This is a genomic window from Paenibacillus sp. FSL H7-0942 (assembly GCF_045040715.1).
GTDB lineage: Bacteria > Bacillota > Bacilli > Paenibacillales > Paenibacillaceae > Paenibacillus > Paenibacillus amylolyticus.
Genome location: NZ_CP150279.1, coordinates 3,478,918 through 3,494,519, shown reverse-complemented (window position 1 = coordinate 3,494,519; position 15,602 = coordinate 3,478,918). Strand labels below are relative to the sequence as shown.

10 protein-coding genes are annotated in these 15,602 nt (G+C 43.7%); 2 read left to right on the top strand and 8 right to left on the bottom strand.

The window, feature by feature from the left end; all coding sequences use genetic code 11:
• Positions 1–11: 11 nt before the first annotated feature.
• From MHI48_RS15585 to pdxS, 8 genes are all read right to left on the bottom strand, one after another.
• Positions 12–1,148, bottom strand: a complete 1,137-nt coding sequence (locus MHI48_RS15585; RefSeq protein ID WP_036671290.1) for a choline esterase — start codon at positions 1,146–1,148, stop codon at positions 12–14.
• A complete protein-coding gene (locus MHI48_RS15580; protein ID WP_036671287.1) occupies positions 1,145–1,804 on the bottom strand; it encodes a TetR/AcrR family transcriptional regulator in 660 nt (219 codons plus the stop codon). The genes MHI48_RS15585 and MHI48_RS15580 overlap by 4 nt, the downstream gene beginning before the upstream one ends.
• A 274-nt stretch (positions 1,805–2,078) precedes the next feature.
• Positions 2,079–2,927 carry a stalk domain-containing protein gene (locus tag MHI48_RS15575; RefSeq protein WP_143781403.1) on the bottom strand — a complete coding sequence of 283 codons (849 nt, stop codon included), beginning with the start codon at positions 2,925–2,927 and terminating at the stop codon, positions 2,079–2,081.
• A gap of 204 nt (positions 2,928–3,131) precedes the next feature.
• Complete coding sequence (locus MHI48_RS15570) at positions 3,132–4,214, bottom strand: ABC transporter substrate-binding protein (RefSeq protein ID WP_036671283.1); 1,083 nt, start codon at positions 4,212–4,214, stop codon at positions 3,132–3,134.
• Positions 4,215–4,577: 363 nt separating this feature from the next.
• The gene (locus MHI48_RS15565) at positions 4,578–6,851 is read right to left on the bottom strand and encodes a glycoside hydrolase family 3 C-terminal domain-containing protein (RefSeq protein WP_405144566.1); all 2,274 of its coding nucleotides are present in this window, start codon (positions 6,849–6,851) and stop codon (positions 4,578–4,580) included.
• 19 nt (positions 6,852–6,870) lie between these two features.
• Positions 6,871–8,103, bottom strand: a complete 1,233-nt coding sequence (locus tag MHI48_RS15560) for a PTS sugar transporter subunit IIC (RefSeq protein ID WP_036671279.1) — start codon at positions 8,101–8,103, stop codon at positions 6,871–6,873.
• A gap of 272 nt (positions 8,104–8,375) precedes the next feature.
• Positions 8,376–10,754: a GH39 family glycosyl hydrolase gene (locus tag MHI48_RS15555; protein WP_405144565.1), complete on the bottom strand. Its 2,379-nt coding sequence runs from the start codon at positions 10,752–10,754 to the stop codon at positions 8,376–8,378.
• Positions 10,755–10,905: 151 nt separating this feature from the next.
• Positions 10,906–11,790, bottom strand: coding sequence for a pyridoxal 5'-phosphate synthase lyase subunit PdxS (gene pdxS, locus MHI48_RS15550; RefSeq protein ID WP_200869424.1), 885 nt, complete (start codon positions 11,788–11,790; stop codon positions 10,906–10,908).
• A 147-nt stretch (positions 11,791–11,937) separates the two neighbouring features.
• Between pdxS and MHI48_RS15545 the strand changes: the two genes are divergently transcribed.
• On the top strand, positions 11,938–13,428 hold the full coding sequence (locus tag MHI48_RS15545) for a PLP-dependent aminotransferase family protein (protein WP_036671275.1): 1,491 nt from the start codon (positions 11,938–11,940) through the stop codon (positions 13,426–13,428).
• Positions 13,429–13,487: 59 nt separating this feature from the next.
• Positions 13,488–15,509 (top strand): ATP-dependent DNA helicase, encoded by a 2,022-nt coding sequence (locus tag MHI48_RS15540; protein ID WP_036671273.1) that lies wholly within the window; start codon positions 13,488–13,490, stop codon positions 15,507–15,509.
• The last annotated feature ends 93 nt before the right edge of the window (positions 15,510–15,602 follow it).

Below are 15,602 nucleotides of genomic sequence, written 5' to 3'. Positions count from 1 at the left end.
TCTCGGTTATGTCACTTGTTGCTAGTCTTCCTGATCAATTCCACACCATCGTATGCCAGACTTTCCACACTTGTTGCCTTCTGCAGTATGTAATGATCAAAAAAGTTCTTCGCATAGTCTGTAACAAGATTTCGCATCTCCATAGCATCCCGTTCGCCTCTGTGTTCCTTATTAACACTGGTAAACACGATGTCACAGTAATCCAAATGTGCAACACGATCAACTGAGAAATAATAGGTTTCCATGCTATTGTTAGCGCCAATAACCGCATTCATATTATAGTTAGGTTCACAAAACAGGAACAAGAAGGGTTTCTTAAGATCGCTGTCAAGAAGTCCAAACGCACTGCTATCCAAGCCAATCCCGCAGGCGAACCGGTCGTCATCCCGGCAAACCATCGCCGTCGTAGGCCCTCCATAAGAATGTCCGACTATACCCATGCCGATGTCAAGCAGTAATCTGCCCTTAAAGATGGAATTCAGCTCTCCAGAGTCCAGTTTGTAAAGATAATCGGCTACATACCTTACATCTTCTGCCTGTGATTCACTATACTCTGTTATCTTGGAAAGTATCGGTAGTGCAAGCACGTTACGGCACATCTCAATGGCAGTTTCATCGTCAGGACGCATCTCCATCTTACCAGCCAACGCCAGCATCTCCGGATCTTCACCAAACGCTGTAATGACATCCGAAAAATCCTTGGATACATTAAACAGGCGCCCATCTTTACGTTTATACATCGTGCTATTCTGATGGCCGATGCTTACCACAACATACCCCATGCTTGCCAAGTCTGTACAAAGCACTGTACCCCATTCTGGAGATCCGCCCCCGCCGCAAATATAGAATAACACTGGATAGCGCTTTTCCTTCCCGGAAAGAGCAAGGTCGTCGTAACACTGGGTCTTGATATCTATAGAGAAAACATCCTTCAACGCGGTGACAAGTGGCTGCTCATTAAACATCTCGTAGACTTCAGGAAACATGTACGTTGATGTAGTCTTACCTTCGCTACTGTCAGACGGATAGTACACAAAAGCGGTCAGTTCTCTTTTGGAGTAATCTGATGCCGTGTACTCAAAATCCATCTGGGTTCGACCGACAGTATGGCCGCCAATTGGTTCTGGAAATGCATTATAGGTTTTCATTTTCTTTCCCCCTTGAGATCGCTAACCATTTCAGAATATTTATGATCTTCAAGCAGCCCATGACCCATAAATTCAGCAAAGTACTTGCTGATCTTATGTTGCAGCTCAGAGTCCTTAATATCGAATTCCCTAAAAAACAAGATTAAATTAAGCTGCATTGACTCAAACATAAAAGAAATCAGGTCGTCGTCAACATCCGGTCGGAGATATCCATCAACCCTCATTCGGCGTAAAATGTCTTTGATCATGGGGAATGACTCGCCCTTTAAGACATTCACATATACTTTCAGCAAAATGTCCTCAGGAATATATGAAAATGTTTTAGTCAGTTTGATTTCCAACTCATTCAGTGGCTCGGTCACCATGCCATTAACGTTACCAAATAAGCCAGTAAGGAAATAGCTGTAAAGGGAATCTTCATTACTGTTACTGAAGTATGCAGCTCTTTTCTGGGTCACATTACGTATTAAGTGACAATAAAGGTCATCTTTGTCTTCAAAATACCGATAAAATGTTCCGGGGTGCATGGACAAACTATCCAAAACCATCTTCATAGTTATATCCTCGTAAAGATTATCAACAAAAAGATGCATTGCGCTATTCGATATTTCCTCGCGCCTTGCTTCGTCTAAACGAAAGAAAGTATTTTTTGGCATAGACTACTCCTTAATGTATAGTGTGAACTGATTCACACTATACTGATAATTCATTCACAAGTCAAGCTATCTTGTTAGTTTAATATCATTATAAAAATTTAAAACCACTGTATTTAGATTTACAAAAGTTAGCCTAACTATTTTTGGTTTTGAAAAGATTCGGGAAGAAATATGCAAGAGCCGCTGATCACTCTGATCAGCGGCTCTTTGAGATGTTTGTATTAAAATCAGTTGGTGAGGGATGTAATTCATGAATATCGGATCAGATATCTATTCAACGAGAAAGGACTTCAAGTACTTTACCACTTTCATCTTCAATAATACGTATACTGTTGTCATCGATGAGTTGAATGGTACTATCTGAATTCAAAATTTCCTGCTGGCCCGTTACCCCGTGAGCAATGGATTTGCGAATCAGACCTTTATTTTTGAATACCAAGGTGTAAAGATCGTAGTCTTCCGTTTTTCGATTAGTGTGTTCAATGATGACAATAAGTAGATTTTGGGGACTCCTCTTAAAATTTATTTTAAGATCATGAGTATTCACATTCATGTCCTTTATCCCTAAGGGAATCGAACTCTTTTGTCCAGTAGAAGCATTCGTAATCTCAAGATCTCCTTTTGCAGTGCGAATGACATAGGTGTAACCCATGTTGCTGCCATAAAAAGTATCAGTATAATTGCTCAATCCAGTCACGGTTACCTTGTTCGTTTTCATATCTTGATGAGTCACTTCCCCGTCCAAAGCAGATGCAAGAAATCCTATAGGTACATAAAGGTGACTAATATACCACACAGGTTCTCTGCCCATATCTACTTTTTGACCATCAACCTCGGCAATGCTGCTTCCCAAGTGCACAACAATATGCTTCTGACTGCTCTTCAGTACGGCGGTATTATCATCTTCCATCCCCCACACTAGGCCTGCCTTAATACCCAGTGAGAAAAAACTTCCGTAAGTGACTCCATCCTTGATTAACGTCTGAACATGGTTAATTCGACCGTCTGCCCACTGAATTTCCAAATCAACATATTTGGATGCTGCTTCAGATTTTTGAGCCCCCAATGGTAATAACACCGACATCACTAATGCAACGACAACTACTTTTTTTAAGTGCTTCATTCTCACAGCGACTCACCCACTTCATGTAATTTTTAATCTTACAATAATAACGTTATATCCCAATAAAAGTTTGATCAGCTTTAGAAAGGAATTTGGTCCCTGATAAACAAAAAAAGCCGCTAAAATAGCGACTTTCATTGGTACTATGCTCTTGGCCCATGAAACGATCTTGAGGCACGAATGGTCATTAAGCCGAAATTTTCATTACAAGCCTAGATCATCAGCAAGTCCTTCAACGCCTGTGAAGATGGAATCTCCGTATCCCCAGAAGTTGTTGAAATCAATAATGTAGATTTTCTTGTTTTTAACTGCGTTAATGTTTTGCACCTGCTTGTTGGCAAGCAGCTTTTTAATCGTTTCTTCTGGATCAATACCACCTGCATACCTCGAAATAATCATTGCATCCGGATTAATCTCGATTAACTTCTCCAGGCTGAGTGTGCCAGTTTCATTAATCAGCATATTATGCATATTGATTAATGACATTGCACTTTCAATAAACGTATCACCATTTCCGTTGTAGATTCCAATGGTTCCATCACCATTATCCGAAAAGGATGCATAGTTGATCGTTTCAGCGCTAGCTCGGGCCGACAAGGCATTCTCGCGTGCTTTAAGCGTCTCAATATATGCCGCTGCATTGGCTTGTACGTTAAATATCTCACCTAATTCAGTAATATCTTGATACAGACTATCTAACGATGCATCAGGAACACTGGTGCTTTGTACATATGTTTTGATCCCCATATCATTCAAGCTGCTTACTGTACCAACACCCCAGTCCGCATCCTCAAACAATCCACCACGACCAACAACCAGGTCAGGCGTAGCCCCTATTGTCACTTCCTTGCCTACATAGCCTTCAGCTAGCACAGGAATTTGTTTAAACTCGTCCGCAATATCTTCAGGTACACTACCAAACAACGCAGCTACACCTACAAGTTTGTCTGTCAAACCAAGGCGAATCATCAGCTCGGCTGCACCTTGGGTATTGGCAACTACTCGTTCAGGTGCCTTGTCAAACGTTTGATCCTTCTTCACCCATGTGCCGTTCTCTGTTGTATAATTTGAAACGGTTACCGGGTAGGTTGTTTCGGCAGGTGCTGAAGCGTCTGCGTCGGTTTGTTCCCCATTTGTTGCTTCATTCGTGGCACTGCTCTCCGCAGCCTGCTGTGAGCTGCCATTTGCATCTTTGCTGCCACCATTGTTGCTTGAACACGCTGCGAGCACCAAAATCATTGCAGTAATTAAACAAAGAAACATCCCTTTTTTAACGGATACCAACATGTAAATAATCTCTCCCTTTTCAATTCTCTCTTGTCTTTTATACCAATATGTAAAATAACTATTGTCAGTATACAGTAATTGTCGAAGCGTGTAAATGAGAACAATAATCAATATCATTAGTCTGATGAATAAAAGGAAACCCTCATATGGTGCCTCAATTCATCGGATTATCGTAAAATTCATCTGTGACAGGTTCAAAGGCCATTCAGGTGTACCTGCCGTGATCAAGATGTCTTCAAACCAACTGTCTTTTGCGGTATCTTGGTTCGAAGGTTACGTTTCCTAACGATATATCCCGAAACGTTAGAAAAACCAAGTTCATGTCCTTTGGTTAGGATTGAACTTGGCTTTTCTTTTACTTAACTATTCATTACGTGCCTGATTAACCTTGGCGATAAGTTCATTAATAATTTCATCAGGTGAACGTTCATTCATCCATTGTTGACCGAACATTTGGAATACTTTGATCATTGGGAAATCTGCCCAGAATCCCACAAACTCCTCGTTAAGATATACCTTGTCCGTAACGTGCTCGTTCATTTCATTCAGGCAATGCTCCAATTCCTTTTTCGCTACAGGATCACTCATCCACTCACTGAGCAGACTGAATTTGTGGAACGTGATTTCTTCCTTACCAAAGTTACAATGCAGACGTTCCGTAATTCGGATATCTTTGGACGAGCTGCCAAGTGAAATTTGGAAAAACCCGGTCTCAGCCACCCAACGGTTATACTTGGTGTTGTAGTATGAAAAGTCTCTCTCTTCCAGTTCAAAAGTAATCTTGCGTTTTTCACCCGGCTCTAGTTCAACTTTAGCAAAAGCTTTCAATTCTTTCTCTGGACGGGTCCATGTGCACTCTTCATCGTGAACATACAATTGAACAACTTCTTTCCCCTTGCGCTTTCCGGTATTTTTCAATTGGAAGGAGACAGTAACACCGGTGTGGGTCTGAGACACTTCCAGATCCGTATAGGAGAACGATGTGTAAGACAATCCGTGTCCAAACGGGAATTGAGGTGCCAGTTCTTTCCGGTCATAATATCGATAACCCACGAACAGGCCTTCGCGATAATACAGCTTGCCGTTCTCTCCGCGAATTCGCATATGTGAAGGGTTGTCCGACAGTTTGACAGGGAATGTCTCAGACAGTTTGCCCGAAGGATTCGTCTGTCCGAATAATACATCTGCAATCACTTTACCCATGCCTTGACCAGACAACCAAGAATGAATCACACCAGGTACATGCTGTACCCATGGGCGCATCGCCAGTGCGGAGCCGCTGCTCGTTACGACAATACACTTGGGTTGAACTGCGGCAACCGCGAGAATCAATTTCACTTGATGCTCGGGAAGATCAATGCCTTGCAAATCATGCATCTCCGATTCCGCATATTCCGGTTGGCCAACAAACAGTACAGCAACATCGGAATTCATCGCTAATGAGACGCTTTCCTTAATTAGCTCATCATTGATGGAGTCATCCTCCGGGTACCCTTCTGCATAATTCATGGTCATGGCATCGCCAGCCAGATTTTTTATCTCATCCCATGGAATATCGACATTTGTAGGCGTTACCTTTGCACTGCCCGCTCCCTGAATTCTTGGTTTTTTGGCAAACCGTCCGATCACGGCAATCGACGAAATGGACTCCTGCCCTAGCGGGAGAATCGCGTTCTCATTTTTCAGAAGCACAATACTCTCGGCCGCCGCTTTACGTGCGAGTGCATGATAGTCCGAACTTGGAGAAGAATCCATGTCTTTCTTGCCCGTTACGCGCTCTACCAGCTTCAAAATCCGTCCCACGCTGCGATCCAACTGTTCTTCGGAAAGGCTTCCGTTCTGAACCGCTTCAATGATCGCCTTCGCATTGTAATTGGCGGGACCCGGCATCTCCAGATCAAGCCCGGCCTTCAGACCGCGTATGCGATCATTGACAGCTGTCCAGTCGGATAGAACAACACCTTCATAACCCCACTCTTCTCTCAAAATGTCATGCAGCAAATGTTCGTTCTCACTTGTATACGTTCCATTCAATAAATTATAAGAACACATCACCGTCCAAGGGTCGGATTTCTTAATAATACGTTCAAAGGTGCTCAGGTAAATCTCGCGAAGCGTTCGCTCGTCGATTTCCGAACTGGTTACCATCTTTTCAAACTCCTGGTTATTTCCTGCAAAGTGTTTGACAGAAGCGCCCACGCCTTCGCTTTGGATCCCGTTTATAAACGCCGCCCCAAGTTCCCCTGTCAAGTATGGGTCTTCCGAGTAGTATTCGAAGTTTCTTCCGCCAAGCGGTGTTCTTTTCATATTGACACCCGGTCCAAGCAGCAGCTCAACGTCCATGGTTTTTGATTCACGTCCCAGTGCCACACCAACTTCATATAACAATTCCGTATTCCACGAAGAACCGATGGCTGAACCCGTAGGGTAACAGGTTGCGGGTACATTTTCCGTTGTAATCCCCATTTCTTCATCGCTGTTTGTTTTACGAATGCCGTTTGTCCCATCATACATATGAACTGGCGGAATGTTTAACCGCTCGATTCCTTTTGTCATCCACATATTCAATCCTGCGCAGAGTGAAGCTTTCTCGGCCAGCGTCAATGCCGACAACAATTCATTGATTGATTTATCCATAGTACTCACCCTTCTGATATCAATTTTGTTCTTGTTCTTTCTTCAGTTCCTGTGCATCGTACAGTTTGAAAAACGGAAACCAGACAATAAATACAATCACCAGGACGACTGCCAGCAAGATAAGCCCATTGAATCCGGACATAATGTAGGTGGACAGGCCGATCGGCGTGTACCATAGCTGGAAGATCTGGCTCGGAATCCGCACCCAACCCCAGTCGAGAGCCAAGTACACAATCACCGGCGTGATAAGTGAGTTAATCCACATCGGTACCATGAGTAATGGATTAAAGGCAATCGGTGCTCCGTACACGACGGGTTCATTGATGTTAAACAAGGATGGGATAATAGTCGCCTTGCCGACTGATTTCAGTTTTTTCGAACGTGCCATCAGGAACCAAACAACTAACGGCAAGGTCGCTCCCATTCCTCCAATACCCAGCCATCCGGAGAAAAAGGTTTCAAACGTGTTGATATTGACGGGATCTTGTCCCGCTGCCACAAGAGCTGCATTTTCTTCGATTGCAGGTATCCAGATCGCGTACCAGATCGGTGTCATAACCCACGGGCTTACGCCGAAAGAATACAGTACAACACCAATGAAATTGAACAATAAAAATCCGGTTAAACTTTGCCCTACGGCATTGATCGGCTCAAATACGTTCACGATCAGTCCAAAAATATCAAAATGAAGCTGATATACAAGTAACCATCCTGTTGTTAATACCAGGGCGATCGGGACGAGAAAATCGAACCAGTCCATAATGAATTCGGGAAGTGAAGACCCCTTTTTGAAGAACGAAAATTTGTTGCACATGATCATTACAAGAGCGACAAATACACCTACCAGGAGTGCTGTAATCATCCCCGAGGGTCCAAATCGTTCAAGGATGAACTGAATGGTACCGTCTTCGTTTACCGTCGGGTTAAGCAGCATGACGAACAGAGATATCCCTGTCATTCCCGCTAGCAACTTGATTTTGTGTCGTTCTCTTTTTTCCATCACGACATAAGGTGTCAGAAAAGCAATAAACAACCCAAGCAAACCAAAACTGAATGTCGTGATAGGTGTCAGGTCCGGCATTCCCGGAATGAAATCCTGCAAAATCGAAATCAATGTAATAATCGAACCGATGAAAATCATCGGAATGGCGACCATGATGGCTTCTTGAATCGAAGAAACCCAAATATTATTCGTAAACGCCTCCAATCTTGGCGCAAACGAATCTGTCATCCATTTCATGAAACGCTTCATCCAAAACTCCCCCTGTCTTCCTCTAAGCTGCCACAACCATAGTATATCGATTTGTGTTAACGCTTTCTTGTTGGAACTTGCCGCATCATGGTTCGTTTTTTGCCCAATCCATCGCTATAGTTCTAGCTTGCCAGCCTGAACAAGAAATAAACAACAAAAAACATCCCTTCAAACTGAAAGGATGTCTTAAATGCACTTTTTTTTAATATTGTCTATCCAAAATGAGCAGCATTACCCCATGCGGTGGAAGCAAAATCTCTCTGCGCCAACTTTCATCTCTTACCATCTCTGTCCCCATCACGGGTCCACTCATCAAATACCGATCCATGCTCCCGATCCAGTTGATAACTGGTGCATTTATAAGGACCCTCGAGATTGCTCAGGGTAAGTTCATAAGCTTTGCTACCTTTTTCCTCAAATACGTCATAGCGGGTTGAGCTGGATAATTCCGACCAATCTCCACTTGCAAACAGCTGATCTACATGAACATAGTGATAGAACAAAAATTGCATGCTTCCATCCCTTTTTCGGGTTCCAACATAACCGTCTCCCTTGACCATCAGCTCATCCCCAAGCTTTTGCATAAGCTCAAATGCATAATAGCTGGGTTTCTTCAGCCCATCGCGGTTAATCAGGCCAAAACCTCCGTAGAAAGGAGAAGCGGGAACGATACTTTCTTCGAATACATCGGTAAAGGACCAGAAAGCCATCGCTTTCACGTCACCGAGTGTGTTCATGGTGTGGTAAATGACAAACGGAGCCATGAACATGGTATCGTGCAGTAAGTTCCGGTCATACAGCGAAAAGTTCCACTCAGTGACATGAAGTTCAACATGACCGTACGATGACGTATTCATTTTTTGCCGCATAAGCGCAATACTCTCTTTATAGAAAGCAGGCGGCATGATCCGGGTTAAACGATCGTCTTCAACTTTTAGCTTGGGATACTCCGAATAGATGTGAAACGAATAAAAGTCGAGAGCCACTTCACGCTTGCGGCAATAGGACAAAAATTCCTCAGCCCAGGTATCGTTCCAGAGAGAACCGTAACCCATAGCTGGCCCCCCCACCTTCAGTTCCGGCAAAATCGATTTGATGGCATGAACGGTCGATTCGTAAAACGCAAAGTATTCTTCCTTGCTTCCTGCCCAACAAACACCCGCCAGGTCAGGCTCGTTCCATACTTCGAAATACCACTGCCTCACTTCTTCCGCACCATAACGATTCAAACAATGGCGAACAAATTCACCAACAAGCGTCTGCCACTTGGCAGGGTCGGATGGCGGGCTAATATTCCCTCTCCACCAAAACAGCGTTTCTTTGGATCTCGCCAGCTGGCTCGGCATAAAGCTTAATTCCACAAATGGCCGAACGCCCTGATCCAGCAAGAAATCATATAATTTGTCCACATAAGACCAATTATAGAGGGGAGTGCCCTGCTCATTCTCGCTGTACACCATCATCTCGTCATTAAAGATGCCGTGAAATCGAATATATTGAAAAGGGATTTTTCCTTTCAGCGCGGAGAGCTGCTTCCGCCAATCTTCACGTAAACCTTCAATGGCTCTCCCTGCCGTCATGGTCATATTCCAGTGCTTTTCGTAGACAGACGACGTCTGATCCGCACGAATCTCAATATAAGTTTGGTCTGACAGATGTACAGACGGTACAGGAAGCGTGTCCTGATCGGCGTCAACCTTAACATCCAGATATCGATACAGTAAACCAATCGCATTCAGCGTTTCCATCTCGTAATAATCTCCGCTTGAAGATTCCTCATATGTTTTGGGTTTGCGGTTTACATTCATCTGATGGAGTTCCGGTGTACGAGAAGCTTCCCGATAGGAACCGGGCGTACAGCCGTACTTTTCCTTGAAGTATTTGTTAAACAGCTTCACATTGGCAAATCCGCAATCCAGCGCGATCTCCGAGATGTTTTTATCGTTGGCTGCCAGCTGAGCTTGAGCCTTCTCCAAACGAATGAGCGTCAAATACTTTTGGAAAGGTATCCCGATTTTGTCGGTGAAGAAGTGAGAAAAATAATGCAAACTTAAATGTTCGGAATGCGCCATATCCTGCAGTGTAATCTTTTCATTGTAGTGTAAATCAATATATGTGAGGACCCTGTTCAGTCTTTTATAGTCATAATCCCTGCTACCGTCTTCCAATGCGGAATTCGTTCCAATGGAAAAATACCTCTGCAGGCATCCGCATAACATCTGTAATCTGCCCATTGTGAAATTTTGATAACCTGGCGTTTTTTTGTTGATCTCCCATACCATTTGCGCAAGATATTGTTTAATAATTTGCAGGCGAGGAGCGTTTTGTTCCACGTTCATAGCAGAGTTACAGGAGATAAACGCATTATTGTTCATTAACTCGGGACCGAACTGCAATGTTAATAACACATTGTCCTGATTGGTTCGTTCGATCTTGTGGACGGACATACTGTTAACCACGATCACATCATCTTCATGCAGTGTATATTGCTGCTGGTCCAGATACATGATGATTGAACCGTGGAGAACATATACAACTTCCACTTCCTTGTGCCAATGAAAATCAATATGTTTTACCGAGTTCACGAAGAGTTTCATAGGCAGATCGTCCTGATGTTGAATAAACTCATATAGATAGCGAATTGTCTGCACCTTCCTTCATACCGATTATTATAGCCACAGCATTTTGAAGATATCAACAAGCTAAACAGTAAGAACAAAAAAGCCGATCAATTAAGGTTCAATTGATCGGCTCTTCTATATAAATGTTCAAACTACCTATTCAACTAAATGCACTGTTATCTTACCAACCGCGGTTGGACATGCGCTCTTCTGGAGCCAATTTAGAAATTTCAATCCCTTTCATCGGGGCGCCCAAGTTTTTGGATACTTCGGCAATCAGTTTGTAATCCGTGTAATGTGTTGTAGCTTCAACGATTGCACGAGCGAATTTCTCAGGGCTATCGGATTTGAAAATACCTGATCCTACAAACACACCGTCTGCTCCCAGGTGCATCATTAATGCTGCGTCCGCCGGAGTAGCTACACCGCCTGCTGCAAAGTTAACGACAGGAAGTTTTCCATTTTCATGAACTTCGCGCAGCAACTCATAAGCTACACCCAGATTTTTGGCTTCAGCGTACAGCTCGTCTTTGGACATGTTTTGCACTTTGCGGAGCTGGCTGTTAATTAGACGCATATGACGAACTGCCTCAACAATGTTGCCCGTTCCAGGCTCACCTTTTGTACGAATCATCGATGCACCCTCACCAATACGGCGAAGAGCTTCTCCCAAATCTTTGGCTCCACATACAAATGGTACAGTAAACTCATGTTTATCGATATGGAACACTTCGTCTGCAGGCGTAAGAACTTCACTTTCATCGAGATAGTCCACACCTAGGGATTCAAGCACTTTGGCTTCTATGTAATGACCGATACGTGCTTTGGCCATAACTGGGATAGATACAACCTTCATAACCTCTTCAACGATGGTTGGATCTGCCATACGAGCTACACCGCCAGCAGCGCGAATATCGGAAGGTACCCGTTCAAGAGCCATAACAGCTGTTGCCCCTGCCGCCTCAGCAATTTTAGCTTGCTCTGCATTCATAACGTCCATGATGACGCCACCTTTTTGCATTTCAGCCATTCCTCTTTTTACACGATCTGTACCTGTTTGCATGATTGTAGTCCTCCTAATTAACTTTTGGGTGATTTTCAATAAAGGCATCGCTCTAATCTATCATTTAGTATAGAATGAGAATGGTCATATAAAAAGATCCAATATTTTTGGTTTTTATTGTACCACTTCATTTATAAATCTGGAGGTCCTATGCAATTTCATGTAGCTTACAGTTCATATTTGAACCGAAAATATACGAAGATGAAGGCTCTCTATCATGCCATTCGTGATGCAATTCATGAAGGTAATCTTATACATGGCGAGAAGTTACCCTCTACTCGAGAGTTAGCCGCGACGTATCACATTTCCAGAGGAACCGTGAATCAGGTCTATGATACGTTGACTGCACAAGGTTACATTCATTCAGAGCATGGAAGAGGAACCTTTGTTGCTTACCAGTTGGATTTGAACAATAATGCGTCCACCGAGAAAGCTTGTACGCATCACTTATCCGCCTGGGGGAATCGTATTCAGCAGTTTGAACAGCAGTCGATTCAAAGAAATACACCAGCCAATGCTCATACACATGATTCCAGAATGAATAGCGACGAAGTGATCGACTTCAGCAAATATCAACCTGATTTCTCCAAGTTTCCTTACGATGAATGGAATAATCGATTGTATGCAGAGATAAGACACCGTGAGCATCACCTGAAAACAACCTCTGCCATGGTTAGTTCAACCGGGGATCCAAAATTGAGAGAAGCTATTGCTGCCTATCTGCGGAGGATGCGGGGCATTCAAGTCGATCCGGATCATATTGCAGTAACTGCAGGCTCCATGCAAGCTATAGCTCTACTCACTCAATTACTTGCAGATCCTGGGGATTATGTAGTGACAGAGAGTCCTTGTTATGTCGGGATTTCTAAAGCCATATTGGCTGCGGGTGCAAAGTTGATTGAAGCTAATCTCGATGGTCAGGGCGTTGTGCCCCAGGACTGGGAAGCACGTATGTTGTTTGTCACGCCGTCACGACAATTTCCTACTGGTGAAATGCTCAGTCTGGAACGCAGACAAACCTTGCTGGACTGGGCACAGCGAAATGATGCCATGATTGTTGAGGATGATTATGATAGTGAATTCCGATATCGCGGAATGCATGTTGAACCACTGAAAACACTCGATAAAGCAGGACGTGTAATCTACCTGGGTAGCTTTACCAAAACCTTGCCTTTAGAAGTACGACTTGGTTATGTGGTTCTTCCCCCTACCTTGGCTGACACCTTTAGAAAGGCACAAGCATTATACGAGCCAAGACCCGTCAACCTGATCGAACAACGGGCATTAGCCGCATTCATGACAAGTGGTCAATATGAACGTCATCTGCGCAGAATGAATCGATTATACAGTCGGAAATTCCATCTGTTACTCAAACTTTTGAACAAGCAGCTCTCTACATGGTTTGATTGGGTGGAGAATGAAGCGGGTCTACACGTGTTTGGTTGGTGGCGAGGTAATGTGACCACTTATGAGGCCTTTAGGGAATCAGCTCGGTCACAAGGTGTGGTATACTCAGAAGTCAGCAGTTCAACGTCTGTTGGTACGAAGTATGGTATCTATTTGTCTTTTGCACATTTGTCAGATGAACAATTACAGGAAGGCGTATCCAGATTAAAAAATGCCGTTACAACTACATTGTGAGGTAAATCGTCTCCAAAGTAAGTACAAGAAGATCATCATTCGGAAGAGAGGCGATCGTTATGAATTGGTTAAATGAACTGTACAAAATTAATAAACAGGAACCGGACAAGGAAATCGAACGTTCTTTGGTTAACGCCATCTTCCGAATATATGACCGGTTCCCCCGAATTGGCCTTAGAGAGCGAATTGGACAGCAAGAAATGTCTCTCGATATCGCCGATGCTTATATCCATGGGCATAATGCCATGATTGAAGCTGGTGTCGGAATCGGTAAGTCTTTTGCGTACCTGATCCCAAGTCTGCTCACGAATCAAATGTCTCAGAAACCAGTCATTATAGCGACATCCTCCATTCAGCTCTCGGAACAGATACATAAAGATTTAAGGATTATTGGTAGCCGGTTGGGATTCTCAACGGTTCGCTCCGTGGTGGGAAAAGGCATGGGGCAGTATGCCTGCCGAAGTAGAGCAGCGGAATGGATCAATCTTGATGATGCAAACTCCTCCGTATCTACCCTCGCACAGCGCATATTAGATTATGAAATTGATGAAAGAGCCGATATTAAAGCTGGAGTTAGTGATGCCGAATGGTCCCACGTTTCCGTGAATGATTGCAAATTTGAACGTTGTCATCACAAAACTGCATGTTTGTTTTACGATATGAGAGCGAAATTAAATGCAAAAGCTCACGAGATTGATTTTATTATCGTGAACCAGGACTTGCTCATACGGGATCTGATGAAGAAAAAAGAAGGAACCAAGAGCATCATCTCAGAACAGCCTGCTCTGATCGTCATTGATGAAGCGCATAATCTGGAAGCAAAAGTTCGGGATGCCAGAACACTTGAGTTCACTTATCGGGGAATTTGCCGCATTCTGGATACCACGGTGCAGCTTCTAACGAAGCAGTCCGGGGATAAAAGTCTCTTCTCACAATCCAAGTTCATCAAAAACTGCGCTGAGCGCATCTTCAAACAGGTAAACGCGGATCTGCTCCACCATGCCAAGCAGGATAACGACCGAATCAAAGTGTCGGAGATCAAAGGAATACCGTTAAACCAAGTCTTAAACAATTTAAAAGATCTCAGTCTGCGCCTTTCCATTTTGACCTCACGCCACGAGCGGGAGATCGATGACGCTTTTGAAGCCATCAACGGGCTAATTACCCTTATTAGTGTCTTATCTGAAATAGAGGACAACTATCTTTTATGGGCAAGCAGTCCCCTTAGAGTAACCACAATCAGCATCTGTCCCAAAGATATAAGCCAATTTCTGAAATACGCTTTATTTAATGGTAAGGTACCTGTAATCCTAACATCAGCAACGCTGTGCCAAGGCGGGGATACACTGGAGGAACAATATTCTTATATGACGCACTCCCTTGGTTATAAGGGAGGTTTCTTAGAGCGCCAACCCTCCCCTTTTGACTACACCAACCATGCCATGATGTATATTTCGAACAAAGTTCCCTATTACCACCACGATCAGGGCGAAAACTATCTTGAAGCAGCGTACAACGAAGTGGTTCAACTCTGTAATCTAACTCAGGGAAGAACAATCGTCCTTTTTTCAGCAAAAGAGGACATGAAGTACATTCACAAAAAGTTGATCTCAAAGGCTAATGAATACACATGGGCAGTCCATGTTCAAAAAGAAGGATCTTCCCAGGACAGTGTCATCGCTGATTTCAGGAAAAGCAAAGGTGTCCTCCTGGGTACTGGTGTATTCTGGGAAGGTGTGAATATCGAGGGGTCTGACCTGTCACAGGTCATTATTTTCCGGCTGCCCTTCCCTGTTCCATCGGATCCTGTTTATGAATATAAGGCATCTGTAACAGAGAATCCGTTCATGGAGGTGTTTGTACCGGACATGCTTCTTCGATTACGGCAAGGAACTGGACGCTTGATCCGCAGTGAAACGGACCTTGGCATACTCAGCATACTTGACTCCCGTCTCAGCACAACGGCTAAAAAGAGTTACCGGGAACAGGTGTTGGACACGTTGCCGTTCAAAAAAGTGACGGAGGATTTTGAGGTTTTAGAGAGATTTGTTCAAAATAAAAGGATACGACGTACGGATTAGAAGTGGTACACCCAAACGCTATAAACTGTTCAAATCAAATCACATGAAGAAGCCCTTCCACACATCAAGCGGAAGGGCCAATTTTAATGCTGG

What these genes read in the sequence shown, in the direction of transcription:
- MHI48_RS15585 (WP_036671290.1), bottom strand. Translation starts at nt 1,148, where the DNA reads ATGAAAACCTATAATGCATTTCCAGAACCAATTGGCGGCCATACTGTC.
- MHI48_RS15580 (WP_036671287.1), bottom strand. Translation starts at nt 1,804, where the DNA reads ATGCCAAAAAATACTTTCTTTCGTTTAGACGAAGCAAGGCGCGAGGAA.
- MHI48_RS15575 (WP_143781403.1), bottom strand. Translation starts at nt 2,927, where the DNA reads ATGAAGCACTTAAAAAAAGTAGTTGTCGTTGCATTAGTGATGTCGGTG.
- MHI48_RS15570 (WP_036671283.1), bottom strand. Translation starts at nt 4,214, where the DNA reads ATGTTGGTATCCGTTAAAAAAGGGATGTTTCTTTGTTTAATTACTGCA.
- MHI48_RS15565 (WP_405144566.1), bottom strand. Translation starts at nt 6,851, where the DNA reads ATGGATAAATCAATCAATGAATTGTTGTCGGCATTGACGCTGGCCGAG.
- MHI48_RS15560 (WP_036671279.1), bottom strand. Translation starts at nt 8,103, where the DNA reads ATGAAGCGTTTCATGAAATGGATGACAGATTCGTTTGCGCCAAGATTG.
- MHI48_RS15545 (WP_036671275.1), top strand. Translation starts at nt 11,938, where the DNA reads ATGCAATTTCATGTAGCTTACAGTTCATATTTGAACCGAAAATATACG.
- MHI48_RS15540 (WP_036671273.1), top strand. Translation starts at nt 13,488, where the DNA reads ATGAATTGGTTAAATGAACTGTACAAAATTAATAAACAGGAACCGGAC.